General features: G+C 65.1%; 14 protein-coding genes. 9 read left to right on the forward strand and 5 right to left on the reverse strand.

The genetic code is table 11. From position 1 onward, the window contains the following. Positions 1 to 56 precede the first annotated feature (56 nt). On the reverse strand, positions 57 to 1,370 hold the full coding sequence (locus AC1DS6_RS24505; RefSeq protein WP_441629442.1) for an MFS transporter: 1,314 nt from the start codon (positions 1,368 to 1,370) through the stop codon (positions 57 to 59). A 409-nt stretch (positions 1,371 to 1,779) separates the two neighbouring features. Here AC1DS6_RS24505 and AC1DS6_RS24510 point away from each other — a divergent pair, with 409 nt between their 5' ends. Together AC1DS6_RS24510 and AC1DS6_RS24515 are read left to right on the forward strand one after the other, a co-directional pair. Next, positions 1,780 to 5,736, forward strand: a complete 3,957-nt coding sequence (locus AC1DS6_RS24510) for a DUF748 domain-containing protein (protein WP_477103340.1) — start codon at positions 1,780 to 1,782, stop codon at positions 5,734 to 5,736. A 90-nt stretch (positions 5,737 to 5,826) separates the two neighbouring features. Beyond that, the gene (locus tag AC1DS6_RS24515) at positions 5,827 to 6,012 is read left to right on the forward strand and encodes a rubredoxin (RefSeq protein WP_035871075.1); all 186 of its coding nucleotides are present in this window, start codon (positions 5,827 to 5,829) and stop codon (positions 6,010 to 6,012) included. A gap of 70 nt (positions 6,013 to 6,082) precedes the next feature. Here the strand turns inward: AC1DS6_RS24515 and AC1DS6_RS24520 are convergent, their stop codons facing one another. Together AC1DS6_RS24520 and AC1DS6_RS24525 are read right to left on the reverse strand one after the other, a co-directional pair. After that, positions 6,083 to 6,241, reverse strand: a complete 159-nt coding sequence (locus AC1DS6_RS24520) for a hypothetical protein (RefSeq protein ID WP_441629444.1) — start codon at positions 6,239 to 6,241, stop codon at positions 6,083 to 6,085. A gap of 47 nt (positions 6,242 to 6,288) precedes the next feature. After that, positions 6,289 to 6,471, reverse strand: coding sequence for a hypothetical protein (locus AC1DS6_RS24525; RefSeq protein WP_035871072.1), 183 nt, complete (start codon positions 6,469 to 6,471; stop codon positions 6,289 to 6,291). A 528-nt stretch (positions 6,472 to 6,999) separates the two neighbouring features. Between AC1DS6_RS24525 and AC1DS6_RS24530 the strand changes: the two genes are divergently transcribed. The 7 genes from AC1DS6_RS24530 (at position 7,000) to AC1DS6_RS24560 (ending at position 13,866) form a co-directional block, all read left to right on the forward strand. Beyond that, the gene (locus AC1DS6_RS24530; RefSeq protein ID WP_035862132.1) at positions 7,000 to 7,503 is read left to right on the forward strand and encodes a hypothetical protein; all 504 of its coding nucleotides are present in this window, start codon (positions 7,000 to 7,002) and stop codon (positions 7,501 to 7,503) included. 289 nt (positions 7,504 to 7,792) lie between these two features. Beyond that, positions 7,793 to 8,974 carry a c-type cytochrome gene (locus AC1DS6_RS24535; protein ID WP_441629445.1) on the forward strand — a complete coding sequence of 394 codons (1,182 nt, stop codon included), beginning with the start codon at positions 7,793 to 7,795 and terminating at the stop codon, positions 8,972 to 8,974. 18 nt (positions 8,975 to 8,992) lie between these two features. Then, complete coding sequence (gene ctaD, locus AC1DS6_RS24540) at positions 8,993 to 10,750, forward strand: cytochrome c oxidase subunit I (RefSeq protein ID WP_045236273.1); 1,758 nt, start codon at positions 8,993 to 8,995, stop codon at positions 10,748 to 10,750. Beyond that, positions 10,747 to 11,394, forward strand: a complete 648-nt coding sequence (locus AC1DS6_RS24545) for a cytochrome c oxidase subunit 3 family protein (protein WP_441629447.1) — start codon at positions 10,747 to 10,749, stop codon at positions 11,392 to 11,394. The genes ctaD and AC1DS6_RS24545 overlap by 4 nt, the downstream gene beginning before the upstream one ends. Positions 11,395 to 11,427: 33 nt before the next feature. Beyond that, entirely contained in the window at positions 11,428 to 12,159 is a 732-nt protein-coding gene (locus AC1DS6_RS24550) for a heme-copper oxidase subunit III family protein (protein WP_441629448.1), read from the forward strand. A gap of 8 nt (positions 12,160 to 12,167) precedes the next feature. Further along, complete coding sequence (locus AC1DS6_RS24555; RefSeq protein WP_441629449.1) at positions 12,168 to 12,560, forward strand: cytochrome C oxidase subunit IV family protein; 393 nt, start codon at positions 12,168 to 12,170, stop codon at positions 12,558 to 12,560. Between the two features lie 88 nt (positions 12,561 to 12,648). Continuing rightward, positions 12,649 to 13,866 (forward strand): DUF2252 domain-containing protein, encoded by a 1,218-nt coding sequence (locus tag AC1DS6_RS24560; protein WP_441629450.1) that lies wholly within the window; start codon positions 12,649 to 12,651, stop codon positions 13,864 to 13,866. Positions 13,867 to 13,957: 91 nt separating this feature from the next. Here AC1DS6_RS24560 and AC1DS6_RS24565 read toward each other — a convergent pair whose 3' ends face one another. Then, positions 13,958 to 15,385 (reverse strand): NAD-dependent succinate-semialdehyde dehydrogenase, encoded by a 1,428-nt coding sequence (locus tag AC1DS6_RS24565; protein ID WP_441629451.1) that lies wholly within the window; start codon positions 15,383 to 15,385, stop codon positions 13,958 to 13,960. Between the two features lie 266 nt (positions 15,386 to 15,651). Continuing rightward, the gene (locus AC1DS6_RS24570) at positions 15,652 to 16,452 is read right to left on the reverse strand and encodes an IclR family transcriptional regulator (protein ID WP_441629452.1); all 801 of its coding nucleotides are present in this window, start codon (positions 16,450 to 16,452) and stop codon (positions 15,652 to 15,654) included. Between the last annotated feature and the right edge of the window lie 90 nt (positions 16,453 to 16,542).

Below are 16,542 nucleotides of genomic sequence, written 5' to 3' on the forward strand. Positions count from 1 at the left end.
CCTTTTCCTATGGCCGGCGCCTGGCTTGTGGCAGGTGCCGGCCAGAAGCCGTGCCCTCAGTCGAGCGAGCGGTCCTTGACGAACAGTGCCGTCACCATGCCCAGCAGGCACAGTGCTACCACGTAGTACGCGGGAGCGAGCGGATCGTTCTTGAGCATCAGCGTCACGATCATCGGCGTCAGCCCGCCAAAAATCGCATAGGACAGGTTGTACGAGAACGACAGCCCGGAAAACCTCACTTGTGCCGGGAACGCCTTGACCAGCACGTAGGGCACCGCGCCGATCGTGCCCACGAAGAAACCGGCCAGCGCGTACAGCGGGATCAGCAGGTCGGGGCGCGTGTGCAGGGCGCTGTAGAAGACATAGGAGCTGATCGCCAGCAGCAGGCCGCCGCCGATCAGGGTGATCCTGGGACCCACCTTGTCGGCCATCAGGCCGGCGACCACACAGCCGATGGTCAGGCACAGCGTGGCGACGCTGTTGGCCACCAGCGCCGTGCGCGCATCGAAGCCGTAGATCTTCTGCAGGAAGGTGGGCGTCATCAGGATCACCACCACGATACCGGCCGACAGCATCCACGTCAGCAGCATCGACACCGCCACGGCGCCGCGGTGATCACGCACGACCGTCTTGAGCGGCATCTCCGCAGCCAGCGCCTTGCGCTTTTGCAGTTCGGCGAACACCGGGGTTTCATGCAGCCAGCGGCGCAGGTACATCGAGCCGATGCCGAACACCCCGCCCAGCAGGAAGGGCAGGCGCCAGCCCCAGTCGACCAGTTCCGCCGGGGTGAAGATGGTGTTGATGCCGGTGGCCACCAGGGAGCCCAGCAGGATGCCAGCGGTCAGGCCAGCGGTCAGCGTGCCACAGGCGTAGCCGGTGCGCCGCGCCGGCACATGCTCGGAGACGAACACCCAGGCGCCGGGCACTTCACCGCCCACGGCGGCGCCCTGCATCACGCGCAGCAGCAGCAGCGCCACCGGCGCCAGCAGGCCAATCGCATGGTAGGTCGGGAGCAGGCCCATCAGCAGTGTCGGCACCGACATCAGCAGGATCGACAGCGTGAACATCTTCTTGCGGCCAAGCAGGTCGCCGAAGTGGGCCATGATGATGCCGCCCAGCGGGCGCGCCAGGTAGCCGGCGGCAAAAATGCCGAAGGTCTGCAGCTGGCGCAACCAGTCCGGCACCGACGGCGGGAAGAACAACTGCCCGATGACGGTGGCGAAGAAGACAAAGATGATGAAGTCGTAGAACTCGAGCGCGCCCCCGAGGGCGGCGAGGGCAAGCGTCTTGTAATCCTGTCCGGTCAGGGGGCGCGCGTGCGGGACGCTGCGCGCGTTCTCTGCACCGACAGTACTGCTAGTGGTGGACATGAGGAGACTCGCATGGAAAAAGTTCGCATGCGAAGCGCGCAACACGGTTGACGTGGAGGGTTCTGGCCGGAGGGTACAGCGCGGGAGAAGCAGGCACTAAGTGGCGGATAAGCCGCTGGCATGCGACAAGACGCTTCGCAAAGGCGAGAAGATACCAGATCGGCGGGAAAGAGGCCGTCGCCATCCCGCTTCAGATCATTTTCAACCCGTCCCGAATTCACTTTTGATTTCATTCTAATGTCTTTGCTTTGCCCCCAAGCGTTGCCATAATGTTGCTAAAAAGTGAAATCCGGACCACAAAGTGGTCGATCCGCCCGCTGGCGCAGCGTGGAATGCCATTTTCCATGCAGCCCGCGAGCGGGTCCGCTAAGCGGACGCAGGGTATTGGGGTTGAATCTTCTGGGATCACATGGCAATCAAGTTCTCCATGCAGGCGGCAACCGCCACACCGCGCCGCAGGGCCGGCGTGCGCGTGGCAGGCGGCATCGTGGCCGCGCTGGCGGTGTTCGGCCTCGCCGGGTATTTTGGCGGACCACCGCTGATCAAGTCCTTCGTGGCCAAGCAGGCCAGCGAAGCGCTTGGCCGCAAAGTGACTTTCGGGGGCGCCGAGGTGCGCCCCTTCTCGCTGGCGGTCACTGTTTCCGATATCAAGATCTATGAGCCTGACGGCACCACGCCCATGCTGAGCGTGGGCGAGGCCGAGATCGATGCCGCCATCGCCTCGCTGTGGCACATGGCGCCGGTGGTGGATGCGGTGCATATCGACCGCCCCGCGCTGCGCCTGGCGCGCGACGCCAACGGCCGCATGAACTACGCCGACATCGAAGAGCGCTTCGCCGCCAGGCCCGCCGCGCCAAAATCCGAACCGGCGCGCTTCTCGATCAACAATATCGCGTTGACCAGCGGCAGCGTGTCGTTCGACGACAAGCAGCTCAACCAGACGCAGCGGGTGGACAACCTGACCATCACGCTGCCCTTCCTGTCCAACCTGCCGCACGACGTGGAGATCGTTACCCGGCCCACGCTGAGCGCGAGCATCAATGGCTCCGCACTGGCGCTCGACGGCACCATGCTGCCGTTCGCCGCGTCGCGCGAGACCCATCTGAAGCTGAACCTGGACGGCCTGGAACTGGCGCGCTATATGCCGTTCGCGCCCAAGCTGAAGGACGCCGATATCAAAGGCGGGCTGCTCGATACGCGGCTCACGCTGGGCTTTATCCAGGAAAAGGGCAAGCAGGATGTTTTCCTGTCGGGTACCGCAGCGCTGCGCGACGCCGATATCCGCAAGCACGACGGCGCGCCGCTGGTGAAGGCCGGACGGCTTGCCGTGGACATTGAGCGCATCGAACCGCTGGGCCGGATGGTTCACCTGCGCAGCCTCGCCGTGGATGGCCTGGGCGTGCAGGCCGTGCGCCGCGCCGATGGGTCGCTTGACCTTGCCGAGGCATTCCTGCCGCAAGCGGCCAAGGCGGAGAAGCCCGCCAGCGCGCCGCCGGCACCTGCAGCATCGGGAGCGGCGGCACCGGCATCCGCGCCGGCGGTTGCCAAGGCCAGGCCTGCATCGGCACCACCGGCCGCAGCCGGGATTGCACCGTTGGCGCCGGCGGAGAAGCCTTGGCGCTACGCGGTCGACCAGATCACGGTCAAGCAGGCCAGCCTGGGCTTGCGCGACGAGTCGGCTCCGTCCGGCCCCGGTACGCTCGCGCTGGGGCCCCTCGACGCCGATGTCGCCGGACTCTCCGGCGACAGCGACAAGCCTGCCAAGGTCCAGGCCAAACTGACGATCGGCGAAGGGCAGACCCTCAGCCATGAAGGCGAGCTGTCGCTGCATGGCGGCACCATGGATGGCACGCTGCAGGCCAGCGGCGTGAAGGCCCAGGGGTTTGCCGCATGGTGGCCGGCAGAACTGCGCGCCCAGTTCGGCGACACCGCGGTCAATGCCGAGCTGCACTACAAGATGGCGTGGGGCGGGCCCGCCTTTGCCTTCTCGCTGGACAAGTCCCGCGTCGAGCTGGCGCCGCTCTATGTGACTACCAAGGAACCGGTGTCGGTGGCGCAAGTGGCAGCCGCCACCACCGGCACAAGCAACGCTGGCGCGGCCGATAGCGCCCGCCGGCGCGATGCGCGCCGCGCGCGTGGCCGCGACGATAGCGATGGTGCCAACCTGCCGGTGATGCGCGCCGAGCGCGTGGCGCTGGAAGGCATCGCCTTCGACCTTGGCGCGCATTCATTCCAGGCGGGCGAGCTGGTGGTGGCCAAGCCGCAGGTCGCGCTTACGCGTGACTATCATGGTGAATTGCTCGAAAGCGCGCGCCTGTGGGCCGCGCAATCGGTGCAGAAGTCCGCCCAACGCACGACCGGCGTGCAGGCCAAGGCCGTTCAGCCCGATAGCGCTGCCGCGGCCAAGTCATTGCCCTGGAAGGCGCAACTCGGCAAGTTCTCTCTGGATGGCGGCAACATGCGCGTGACCGACTACGCGCCCTCGGCCGCTAACCGCGACCGTCCGGTAATCCATCAATTCCGCAACGTCAACCTCGGTACCGGCGCGTTGAACTGGCCGATGGCGGCTGGCGCCATCCCGGTCAAGTTCAAGGCCGAGTCGGGACGGCGCGGCATGATGTTGCTCGACGGCACCGTGCTGCCCACCGCGCCCGCGGTGCAAATGCAGGTGGACCTGCGCGAACTCGATCTCGCGCCGCTGCAGCCCTACCTTGCCGACCGCTTCAACGCAGCCTTGCGTGGCGGCACCGCCACCGTGAAAGGCCGCCTGGGCGTCGAGGCGCCATCCGGCAAGCCGATTGCGGCGCGCTTTGCCGGCAATGCGCAGTTTGGCAATGTGCGCAGCGTGGACCGCGTGACCGGCGACGACTTCCTGCGCTGGCGTTCGCTGGCGGTGAACGGCATCGATTTCGCCATGGACGAGGCCAAGGGGCCGATGAAGGTTGGCGTGGGTAGCGTGGCGCTGTCGGACTTCTACGCGCGGGTGATCCTCAATGCCAATGGCCGCCTGAACCTGCAGGACGTGATGGCTGGCGGGGCCGCCAAAGGCGAAGCCGCGCCCAGCACCAGCCTGACGCAGGCCAACCCGGCCTCGGCGCCGGCAGCTACCCCGCCGGCACCGGCGGCCACGGCCGCGGCGAAACCGCAGATCCGCATTGGCGGCGTGACGGTGGAGAAAGGCAATATCAATTTCTCGGATTTCTTCGTCAAGCCTAACTACACCGCCAACCTGACCGATATGAAGGGTTCGGTCTCCAAGGTTTCGTCGACGGAGCCCGCGCCGGCCGATCTCACGCTGGCGGGCCGCATCGACGACGACGCGCCGGTCAATATCGACGGCAAGCTCAACCCGCTGGCGGACCAGCTCTACCTCGATATCGCCGCCAAGGCCTCCGGCGTGGAACTGACCAGGCTGACACCCTACGCGACCAAGTACGCCGGCTATCCGATCACCAAGGGCAAGCTGACGGTCGATGTGGCGTACAAGATCGAGAACGGCAAGCTGGACGCGCGCAACCATCTCTACCTCGACCAGCTCACCTTTGGCGACAAGGTCGACAGCCCGACAGCGACCAAGCTGCCGGTGTTGCTGGCGGTCTCGCTGCTGAAGGACCGCAACGGTGTGATCGACATCAACCTGCCGGTGTCGGGCTCGCTGTCCGATCCGGAGTTCAGCATCGGCGGCGTGATCGTGAGGGTGATCGTCAACTTGCTGGCCAAGGCGATTACCTCGCCGTTCTCGCTGCTTGCCTCGGCCTTTGGCGGCGGCGATGAACTGGGCTACGTGGAGTTCGCGCCGGGCACGTCCGCGCTTACGCCGGCGGCCAGGCAGAAGATCGCCACCCTCGGCAAGGCCCTGGCCGACCGCCCGGCCCTGCGGCTGGAGATCAGCGGCCGCATCGATCCGGCCACCGACATGGCCGGTGCGAAGCGCGCCTGGCTGGACGCGCGGGTGAAGGAGCAAAAGGCGCGTGAACTGCGAGCCAGCGCTCGCGAGGGCGCCACGGCCGAGGAAGGGGAAGAGGGCGAGCAGGGCGCCAAGGTGACGGTGTCGCCGCAGGAGTATCCCAAGTATCTGGAAGCGGTCTACAAGCGCGCTTCATTCAAGAAGCCGCGCAACGTGATTGGCTTGTCCAAATCCTTGCCGACCGCGGAAATGGAGACGCTGCTGCTGGAGAACGCGCCGGTAACCGATGTGGAACTCAAGCAACTCGCCGAGCAGCGCGCGCTGGCGGTGAAACAGGCACTGGAGCGCGACGCCAAGGTCCCGGAGAGCCGTTTGTTCCTGACGGCGCCGAAGCTGAATGCCGAAGGCATCAAGGATAAGGGCGCGCCCAACCGGGTCGATTTCGCCATCAGGCAGTAAGTCATCCCAGGCAATCCTGCCTGTGCAAAAGGGCAGCGTGCTGGCCAAAAGCCTGTATGATTTCGCCCGGAATCGATACAGGAGTGCGTTTTGCAGCAGGAAGCCGTTGCCTACAAGACTTGGGTTTGCGTGATTTGCGGATGGGTCTACGACGAAGAACAGGGCTGGCCGGATGACGGCATTGCGCCCGGCACCCGCTGGGAGGATATCCCGGAAGACTGGCGTTGCCCTGAATGTGATGTGGGCAAGGGCGAGTTCGCCATGATCGAAATCTGAGCGCAAGCCCGCCAGCCGGCGAGGCTCGCAGGCCAATGCCGGCGGGCAGGAATCGCGTTTGGCAGCGTGTTTAGTGGCGCTGCATCTGCCGGCATATCCCGGCACGCCTTCTTTGCTCCGCGCAGCGGCGATAGCGTATACGGTAGGGGTGGCTACAACGCCAGATCGCGGTCACCACGGTGACCAGCAGGAATGCCGCCATCAGGGCGGCCAGCAGATCCAGTGTCATAGCGGCTCCTCTCCTCAAGCAAGCCGGGAACGCTCGAAGCGTTCAGTTCAGATAAGTAAAGGCAACGCCTCCAGCAAGGCCACCGCCAGCAGAGCCCCGAATATCGCGCCAGCAGCGCGGCAACTGATGCGCAGGGCGCGGGCTGTGAACGGAATCCCGCCGAAGGCAATCATGCCGACCAGCGCCATCGGGATCAGAAAAACAAGATCATGTGAGCTAAGGTGCAGCACGGCTGTCTCCTGTCTCTTTCCTTGTATTTCCAGTATAGAAAGTGTCTCAGGTAGACCAAGGACGATGACATCGGGGTTGTCCCCTAAGGCACTTTCTTGTGGGGGGATTGCTCTCACCCGCAAAGCTTAAAACCTTAAAGTCAAAGGCAGTTTCACCACCCCTGCGGGGCGGCGACCCACTTTTTTGTCTTGCGGCTTGCCAAAAAAGTAGGCAAAAAAGGCGCCCCATGCGGCCTGGTACACCTTGACGGCTCGCTTCGCATCGCCCTGGGGTTGGCCCGCCTGGCGGCGGGCTGGGACTTTCTCCTTCCATGTACCGGCCTGGCCACACTGTTCGCACACCTCGCGCCGGCACCGTTGCGCCAGGCCTGCCCCATGCACTTTTTTGCGAGTGTGCGGTCAAACGATCAGGCCGGCGTGTCCTATGCTGTGCAGATACGCGGGCCCGATCATCGTTCAGGTGGCAAGCACGCGTAATAGAGCAATCGCAGCGGGGATCGCGGCGAAACAGCATATCCGGAGGTGGCTATGGAACTTCACATGCAATCGCACCACTATGTGCGCCGCACGCCAGACTGGACCGCAGCAGCGGTGTCCGGTCTGGCGGCCGGGGCGCTGTTGATGGTGATCGAACTGTTCTGGTCGACGATGGTGGCGGGCGTCAATCCATGGGGCACGACGCGGCTGATCGCGGCGATCCTGATGGGGCAGGACGTGTTGCAAACTTCGCTGTTCAGCGTGAGTACCGTGGCCGCGGCGCTGGCAATCCATTTCGTGCTCGGCGCGGTGCTGGGGATGATCCTGGCCGCTATCATCGCGCCGTTCCAACTGGACTCGAGTACGGGCATGGTGTTGCTGACCGGCGCTGTGTTCGGCCTGGCGGTCTATCTGCTTAATTTCTACGGCATGACGCGCTTCTTTACCTGGTTCGCCGACGCGCGTGGCTGGCATACGCTGGTTGGCCACATGATCTTCGGCATGGCCGCGGCCATTGCCTATTGGAAGCTCGAAAGCAAGGATGTATCTCACTGAGCACGCACACTGCAGTGCATCAATGATGCGATAGCGCTACGCGCATCTGGTTTAGATCCGCGCTTTACCACTACACGGGCCGCGCGGGCCGACGGCGGCGGATGAAAGCCCTGGCTTTCATCCGCCGCTCTTTATTTGCCGCCGCCTTTGCGCCAACCGCCGGCCCTGTGTGGCATCGCGCGCAAAGCGCTCTCAAGGCCGCCTTGCACGGGGCGGACCACATGCACTAGTCTTATCTCAGCCTTGCGCGTAGTTCGCGGCCTGCCGTACGCAAGGGGGGAGGGTCGGTATGGCGATAGCCATTGCACTCGTGATCATCGTCGTTGCTTCGGTGCTCTTCCATTTCGTGAGCCCGTGGTGGGCGACCCCGCTTGCTTCCAACTGGAAGCAGATGGACGACACGCTGACCATTACCCTGGTCATCACCGGCGTCTTCTTCGTCATCATCAACCTGTTCGTCGCTTATATCGTCTGGCGCTACCGCCATCGCGACGGCGCTCGCGCGCACTATCAGCCGGAAAACAGCAAGCTGGAACTCTGGCTGATCGGCGGCACCACGCTCGGCGTGATTGCCCTGCTCGCGCCGGGCCTGTTCGTCTATGCCGAATATGTGCGGCCACCCGGCGATGCGATGGTGCTGGAGGTAGTGGGCCAGCAGTGGCAGTGGGGCTTTCGCTTTCCGGGCCAGGGCGGCCAGCTTGGCACCTCGGACGCGCGCTTCGTGACGGCGGCCAACCCGCTCGGCGTGAACCCGGACGACCCGCGCGGACAGGACGACATCATCATTGCCGGCAATGAAGTGCACTTGCCGCTGAATCGTCCGGTCAAGGTGCTGCTGCGCTCCAAGGATGTGCTGCACGATTTCTACGTGCCGCCGTTTCGCGCCCGCATGAACATGGTGCCGGGGATGGTGACGTCGTTCTGGTTCACGCCGACCAAGGCGGGTACCTATGAGATCCTGTGCGCGCAGTTGTGCGGGGTCGGCCACTACAACATGCGGGGCAAGGTGGTAGTGGAGGATGCGGCGGCGTTCGATGCGTGGCTGCGCCGGCAGCCCACGTTCGCGCTGACCATGCTGAAGACGCCTGCGCCGCCGGCCACGGCCGGGGCACCCGGAGCGCCCGCCGGCGCCGATACGCTTGCGGAACAGGGCCGCGCGCTGGCCCAGAGCAAGGGCTGCGTGGGCTGCCACAGTATCGATGGCACCGTTGGCGTGGGGCCGAGCTGGAAGGGCCTGTATGGCAGCACGGGAACGTTTGCCGATGGCAGCAGCGCAAAGGTCGACGACGCTTACCTGAAGACCGAGATCACCGATCCGCAAGCGCGCCTGGTCAAGGGCTTCGGTCCGCTCATGCCGAAGATGCCCCTGAGCGAAGAGGAAGTCGGCGCGCTGGTCGCCTACATCCGCGCCAATGGCGCGGGCGGGGCCGCAACGCAGGCAGGCGCCGCGTCCGGCGCCGCCGCAAAATAGGCTGCAGGAGGGAGTGCAATGGCATACACCGACGACGCCGCCCATCATGGCCCGACCAGTTTCTTTACCCGCTATATCTGGAGCCAGGATCACAAGGTGATCGCGGTGCAGTACACCCTGGTCGCCATCTTTGTGGGGCTGATTGGCGTGGTGCTGTCAAACCTGATGCGCCTGCAACTGGGTTTTCCGGGGCATTTCACCTTTATCGACGCCAACCGCTACTACCAGTTCGTCACCATGCACGGCATGATCATGGTGATCTACCTGCTCACGGCACTTTTTCTCGGCGGCTTTGGCAACTACCTGATCCCGTTGATGGTGGGCGCGCGCGACATGGTGTTCCCCTACCTCAACATGCTGAGCTTCTGGGTGTACTTCCTCTCGGTACTGGTGCTGCTGTCGAGCTTCTTCGTGCCGGGCGGGCCCACCGGCGCCGGCTGGACGCTCTATCCGCCGCAGGCGATCCTGCGGGGCACGCCCGGCTACGAGTGGGGCATCATCCTGATGCTGGTGTCGCTGCTGATCTTTATCGTGGCGGCCACCATGGGCGGCCTCAACTACGTCACCACGGTGCTGCAGGCGCGTACCGAGGGGATGACGCTGATGCGCATGCCGCTGGCCGTGTGGGGCATCTTCATGGCCACCATCCTGGCGCTGCTGGCTTTTCCCGCGCTGTTCGTGTCGGGCCTGATGATGCTGCTGGACCGCACGCTGGGCACGAGCTTCTTCATGCCGGCGATCGTGTCGCTGGGCCAGCAGCTCAACTACAAGGGCGGCAGCCCGCTGCTGTTCCAGCACCTGTTCTGGTTCTTCGGCCACCCGGAGGTGTATATCGTGGCGCTGCCCGCGTTCGGCATCGTCTCGGACCTGATCAGCGTGCATTCGCGCAAGAGCATCTTTGGCTACCGCACCATGGTATGGGCGATCCTTGCCATCGGCGTGCTGTCGGTGGTGGTGTGGGCGCACCATATGTTCGTGAGCGGGATGAATCCTTACTTTGGCTTCTTCTTCGCCACCACCACGCTGATCATCGCGATTCCCACCGCCATCAAGGTTTATAACTGGGTGATCACGCTGTGGCGGGGAGACATCCATTTTTCGGTGCCGATGCTGTTCGCCATCGCCTTCGTCAGTACGTTCGTGATCGGCGGGCTGACCGGGCTTTTCCTGGGCAACGTGAGCGTGGACATCCCGCTGTCCAATACGTATTTCGTGGTTGCGCACTTCCATATGGTGATGGGCGTGTCGCCGATCCTGGTGGTGTTCGGCGGCATCTATCACTGGTACCCGAAGGTCACCGGCCGCATGCTCAACGACACGCTGGGGCATATCCATTTCTGGGTGACCTTCGTCGGCACCTATGCCATCTTCTTTCCCATGCATTACCTGGGCATCCTTGGCATGCCGCGGCGCTATTACGCTTACGACAACTACGCCTTCATCCCTGAATCGGCGCACCTGATGAACGCCTATATCTCGGTGGCGGCGTTTATCGTGGCGGCGGCGCAGTTGTTGTTCATCTTCAACCTGGCCTGGAGCGTCAGGCACGGCAGGCTGGCGGGTTCCAATCCGTGGCGCGCGGCTTCGCTGGAGTGGCAGACGCCGCAGACGCCGCCGGTGCACGGCAACTGGGGCCCGGAGCAACCGGTAGTGCATCGTTGGGCCTATGCCTATAGCGTGCCGGGCGCCAGCGAGGATTTCATCGCGCAGAACGCGCCGCCCGATGCCGGCGGCGCCGAACCCGAGCCGCATGCCAGCCGTGGAGCCGTAGCATGAACGCAAACCTGGTCTACCGCGCCAGCGGCGACAGCGAGCGCCGCTCCGGTCCCGGTCCCGGCGACGTGGGCCGGCAGCACGCCCGCCGCGCGCCGGCCAGCATCGGGCTGTGGGTGTTCATGGGCGTGGTGTCCTCGCTGTTTGGGCTGTTTATCGCCGCCTATGCCATGCGCATGGACTCGCCGGACTGGCATGCCGTTTCGTTGCCATGGCAGGTCTGGATGTCCACTGCCTTGCTGGCCGCCGGCAGCGCGGTGATGCTGGTGGCAGCGCGGGCGGCGCGCGACGGACGCTTCACGATGGCACATCGCGCGCTACGCTTTGGCGGGCTGGCCGCAGCTGCATTTGTCGCCTCGCAGTTATGGGCGTGGCAGGCCCTGCTCGCCATCCATGTGGTGCCGGCCAACAATCCCGCCGGCAGTTTCTTCTACCTGCTCACCGCGATGCATGGCCTGCATGTGCTGGGAGGCCTTGTTGGCTGGGTGGTCGCCATGCATGCCGCGCGGGGCAGCGCGCGGGCCACGCTGCGCATCGTGCTGTGCGCGCGCTACTGGCATTTCCTGCTTGCCGTGTGGCTGGTGCTGCTGGCCGCGCTGAACTGGCTCACGCCTGAACTGGTTCGCTTTATCTGCGGGCGCGGCTAGGCGGCCACGTCAAGCATCGAAGGAGACGCACCAATGTCTTCGCAACCCACTCCATCGGCGCCGGCCGAGTCCGGCGGCGCCGCGCTGCCCGGCGTGCCCGCGCCTGCGCCCGTGGTGGCCGGCCTGCGTGGGCTGGTGGCCGACTGGTCGTCCGACCAGCAGGCCTTCAAGGTGTCGTGGGGCAAGGCGATGATGTGGATCTTCCTGCTGTCCGACACCTTCATCTTCAGTTGTTTCCTGACCGGGTACATGACGGTGCGGATCGCCAGCACGGATACGTGGCCGAATCCGAGCATCGTGTTCGGGCTGAAGGTCGGCGGCGCCGAGGTGCCCTTGCTGCTGATCGCCATCATGACCTTCGTGCTGATCAGCAGCAGCGGCACGATGGCGATGGCCGTGAATTTCGCCTACCGCCGCGACCGCGTGAAATGCGCCAGCCTGATGTTTGCCACGGCGCTGTTCGGCGTGGCCTTTGTCAGCATGCAAGCCTTCGAGTGGAGCAAGCTGATCCTTACCGAAGGGGTGCGTCCCTGGAGCAACCCGATGGGCGCGCCGCAGTTCGGCTCCACGTTTTTCATGATCACCGGTTTCCACGGGCTGCACGTGAGCTGCGGCGTGATCTACCTGCTGATCGTGGCGACCAAGGTGCTGCGCGGGCGCTACGAGCGCACGGGCAACTACCAGATCGTGGAGATCGCCGGGCTCTACTGGCACTTCGTGGACCTGGTCTGGGTCTTTATCTTTGCGCTGTTCTATCTCTGGTGAGGCACGCCATGGCATCGTCGACTCCGTCTCCCGATGTGCCCGGCCTGGCACCGGCGGCGCCAGCGCATGCGTCCACCGGCGCGCACGGTGAATCGCATCACGGGCAGCAGCACCCGATTGGCCTGTACCTGAAGATATGGGCGCTGTTGTTCGTGCTGTCCACGCTGTCCTACATGGTGGACTACTTCCACTTCGAGGGTTATCTGCGCTGGACCCTGATCCTGCTGTTCATGGTGATGAAGGCCGGCCTGATCGTCGGCGTCTTCATGCATATGGCGTGGGAGCGGCTGGCGCTGATCTGCGCCATCCTGCTGCCGCCGCTCTGCCTGCTGGTGCTGGTGGGCCTGATGGCGATGGAAGCCGATTACACATTCCTCTTGCGCGGTGCCTTTTTCCGCTGAACGCATGCTCGCCGGGGGCACGGGCCGGTTTTGCCCGAGGCGGCGTGCCGGGTACACTTGAGCGGTTGCCCGCCACCACGAGGAAGCCATGCACCCAGCCACGGAAGCCATCCTGACCTATAACCATGGCCGCGATCCCGAGCGGCTGACCCGCAAGCTCGCCGCCATCGCGGCGGATCCGTTTGCTTTCCTGCGTGGCACCAACCATCTCTATGCGGCCGCGGTGGGCAACGAGGCCGCGCTGATCGAGGCGCCGACCACCTATGTCTGCGGCGATCTCCACCTGGAGAATCTCGGCAGTTTCAAGGGCGACAACGGCCTGGTTTATTTCGATCTCAACGACTTCGACGATGCGCTGGTCGCGCCGCTCACGGTGGACCTGGTGCGCCTGCTGTCGAGCCTGATGGTTGCCGCACCGCAACTGGGGCTGTCCGCTGCCGACGCGCGTGCCGGCGCGCAGAGCATGCTCGATACCTACGCGGCGGTGCTGGCCAGCGGCAAGCCGCGCTGGGTGGAGCGCGCCACGGCCACCGGCATGGTGGCGACGCTGCTGCGCCGGGTCAAACGCCGCCGCCGCGGCGAGGTCCTGGCCGCGCGCACGGTGCGGCGCGCCGGCAAGCGGCGCCTGCTGGTCGACGGCAAGCATGCGCTGGAACCCCTCAAGGGCGCGCGCAAGCGTACCGCAGCGATCCTGAGCGAGTTCGGGCGGCAGTCGCAACATGGGAGGCTGGTGGCCGACGATGCCGCCCGCAGGATCGCCGGCGTTGGCAGCCTTGGACTTGAACGTTACGTTGTGCTGGCTCACGCGGAGAGCGATCCGCTGGCTCAGCGGCTGGTCGACATCAAGCGCGCCGCGCCCAGCGCCTGGCAGGGGCTGCCGTATCGCACGCAGCCCGCCTGGAACAGCGAAGCGTCACGCGTCGTGCACATCCAGCATGCGATGCAGGCGGCCTCCCCGGCGCTGCTCTCGGCGGTGAAGATGGGCAAGGCTTCCTATATCGTCAAGAGCCTGCAGCCCACCGCCGACCGGGTCAACCTTGGCTCCCACACCAATCGCGAGGACCTGCGCGAAGTGCTGTTCACCATGGCGCGCGCCGCGGCCTGGGCGCACCTGCGCGGATGCGGGCACAATGCCGCCGATCGCATCGAGCAGTTGCAGGAGTTTGCCGGCGGTACGCGCTGGCGCGCGCCGGTGCTGCGGCTGGCGCGGCACGGTTGCGAGCTGGCGCAGGCGCAGTGGAAGGATTTTGTCGAGGATTACGAACTCGCCCGTGGCCTGGGGGCGAAGCCAGCCGCGCCGCGTTGAAGGCACCGTGTGACGGGGGAGGGCGCCGGACGATGCATGCGTGCCCTCGTCCGGCGCTTCCGCCGCGGCGGTGAGGCCGCGGCATTGCGCATCAGACCTGCGTGATGAACTTGGTCACCAGGTAGCCATCGAAGGTTTCCTGGCCGCCTTCGCTGCCGATGCCGGAATCCTTGATGCCGCCGAACGGCGTCTCGGCCAGCGCCATGCCGAAGTGGTTGATATTGACCATGCCGGCTTCCAGGCCGTTGGACACCAGCGTCGCGGTCTTCAGCGAGTTGGTGAACACGTAGGAGGCCAGGCCGAAGGGCAGGCTGTTGGCGCGGCGCAGCACTTCCTCCGCATCCTTGAAGCGCGTCACCGGCGCCACCGGGCCGAAGGGCTCGTCGACCATCAGCTTGGCGTCGTCGGGCAGGTCGGTGACCACGGTGGGGGCGAAGAAGAAGCCCTTGTCGCCGATGCGCTTGCCGCCGGCCACGACCTTGCCGCCGCGATGGCTGGCGTCATCCAGGAACTGTTCCATCGAGGCGATGCGGCGCTCGTGTGCCAGCGGGCCCATCTGGGTACCGTCTTCCAGGCCGTCGCCGACCTTGATCGAACCGATCACCTCGGTAAAGCGCGCCAGGAACTTGTCGTAGGCTTTTTCCTGCACGTAGAAGCGCGTGGGCGACACGCACACCTGGCCGGCGTTGCGCAGCTTGAAGCGCGCCAGCATTTCCGCTGCCGGCTCGATGTCGGCGTCGTCGAACACCAGCACTGGCGAGTGGCCGCCCAACTCCATGGTCACGCGCTTCATGTGAGCGCCGGCCAGTGCGGCAAGTTGCTTACCCACCGGCACGGAACCGGTGAACGAGATCTTGCGCACAATCGGCGATTCGATCAGGTAGGTGGATATTTCGCCCGGCACACCCCAGACGATGTTCAGCACGCCCGGGGGCAGGCCTGCATCGTGGAACAACTGGGCCAGCGCGACCACCGCGCTGGGCGAATCTTCCGGGCCCTTGAGGATCAGCGTACAGCCGGCGCCGATGGCCGAAACCATCTTGCGGATCGCCTGGTTGAAGGGGAAGTTCCACGGGGTGAAGGCCGCGCAGACGCCGATCGGCTCGCGCACCACGATCTGGCGCACATTGGGCTGGCGCGGCGGGATCACGCGGCCGTAGATGCGGCGGCATTCCTCGGCGTGCCATTCGGCGTGCTCGGCGCAGATCATGACTTCGCCGATGGCTTCAGCCAGCGGCTTGCCCTGGTCCAGCGTGATGTTGCGGCCGATCTCCTTGGCGCGCTCGCGGGTCAGTTCCGCAACGCGGCGCAGGATCCTGGAGCGCTCCAGTGGCGAGGTCTTCTTCCAGCTTTCGAAGGCGCGCTGCGCCGCGGCCAGGGCGCGGTCGAGGTCCGCGCGGCTGGCGTGCGGCAGCTTGCCCAGCAGTTCCTGGGTGGAAGGGTTGATGACGTCTTGCTCGCGTCGGTCCCCTCCCTTGACGAATTCCCCGTCGATGTAGAGGGCGAGATCCTGGTACATGCCTTTCTCCTGATGAAGGTTGCGTGCGACAAGTGCAGCCGGTGCTGCCGCTGTGAGGGTGCCGTGCCCGGGCCGGGCACAGCGGCGAAACCACAAGCTTAACCTGACGGCTCATTTTGTGCACCGGCGGGCGCCGGCTGTCCTGTGCCTTGCAGGTTTCTCTTTACCGATTGCAAAGTTCCATCAAGTGGCTGGCATACGAGTTCTGAATCGCCTCCAGCAGTTGTTCCCGATTCGCTGGAATCGCCATTTGCGCTCCCTTCCGCTCAGGTGTGCCGCACCGCCACCATGCTGCGCGTGGCGAGGGCCAGCGCATTGTGCCGGGCACCGCCGCCGAGGCTGTCGGAGATCTCCGTGGCGGCATTCAGCACCAGGTCGGCGAAGCCCTTGATTTTCTGCGGCTTGAAGCGCTCGGCGGGTCCGGACAGCCCGACCGCGGCAATCACATGCCCGTTGCGGTCGCTGATCGGAGCGGCGATGCCATACACCGTCTCGCGCCACTCGCCGCGATTGACCGCATAGCCCTGCTTGCGGACTTTTTCCATTTCCTGCAGGAAGCGCTCCGGCTCCACGATGCTGTTGGGCGTGGACGGCGCCAGCGCGGCCGACATGCGCTGCAGCGCGGCGTCCGGCTGGAATGCCAGCATGGCCTTGCCGGTGGCCACGCAATGCGCCAGCGCGCGGCCGCCGATCTGGGTATAGGCGCGCACCGGGTTGGGGCTGTCGATCTTGTGCACATAGACCACTTCGCCGCGATCCAGCACGGACAGGTGGACGCTTTCGCCGCTGGTGTGCATCAGCTTGTCCATCCAGGCTTCGGCATGGCGGCGCAGGTCCAGCCGCGAGAGCACCGCCGAGCCCAGTTCCCAGAGCTTGATGGAGGCGCTGTAGCCGGTGCCGGAGGTGTCCCGGATCACATAGTTGAGATCGGTGAGCGCTTGCAGCAAGCGGTGCACATTGCTCTTGGCCAGGCCCAGGTGGGCGGCGATCTCCGTCAGGCCGAGAGGGCGCTCGCTGTGGGCCAGCAGCTCGATGACACCCAGGCCTTTGATCAAGGTGTTGTTCATGTCGGACTTGCCGTGTGTGGCGCACCCGGCATTGGTTCTCAAATGTGGAACGATTGTAGCCTATTTTGGAACGTGAATATAATGATCCGC

Source organism: Cupriavidus sp. 05L310 (genome assembly GCF_056398185.1).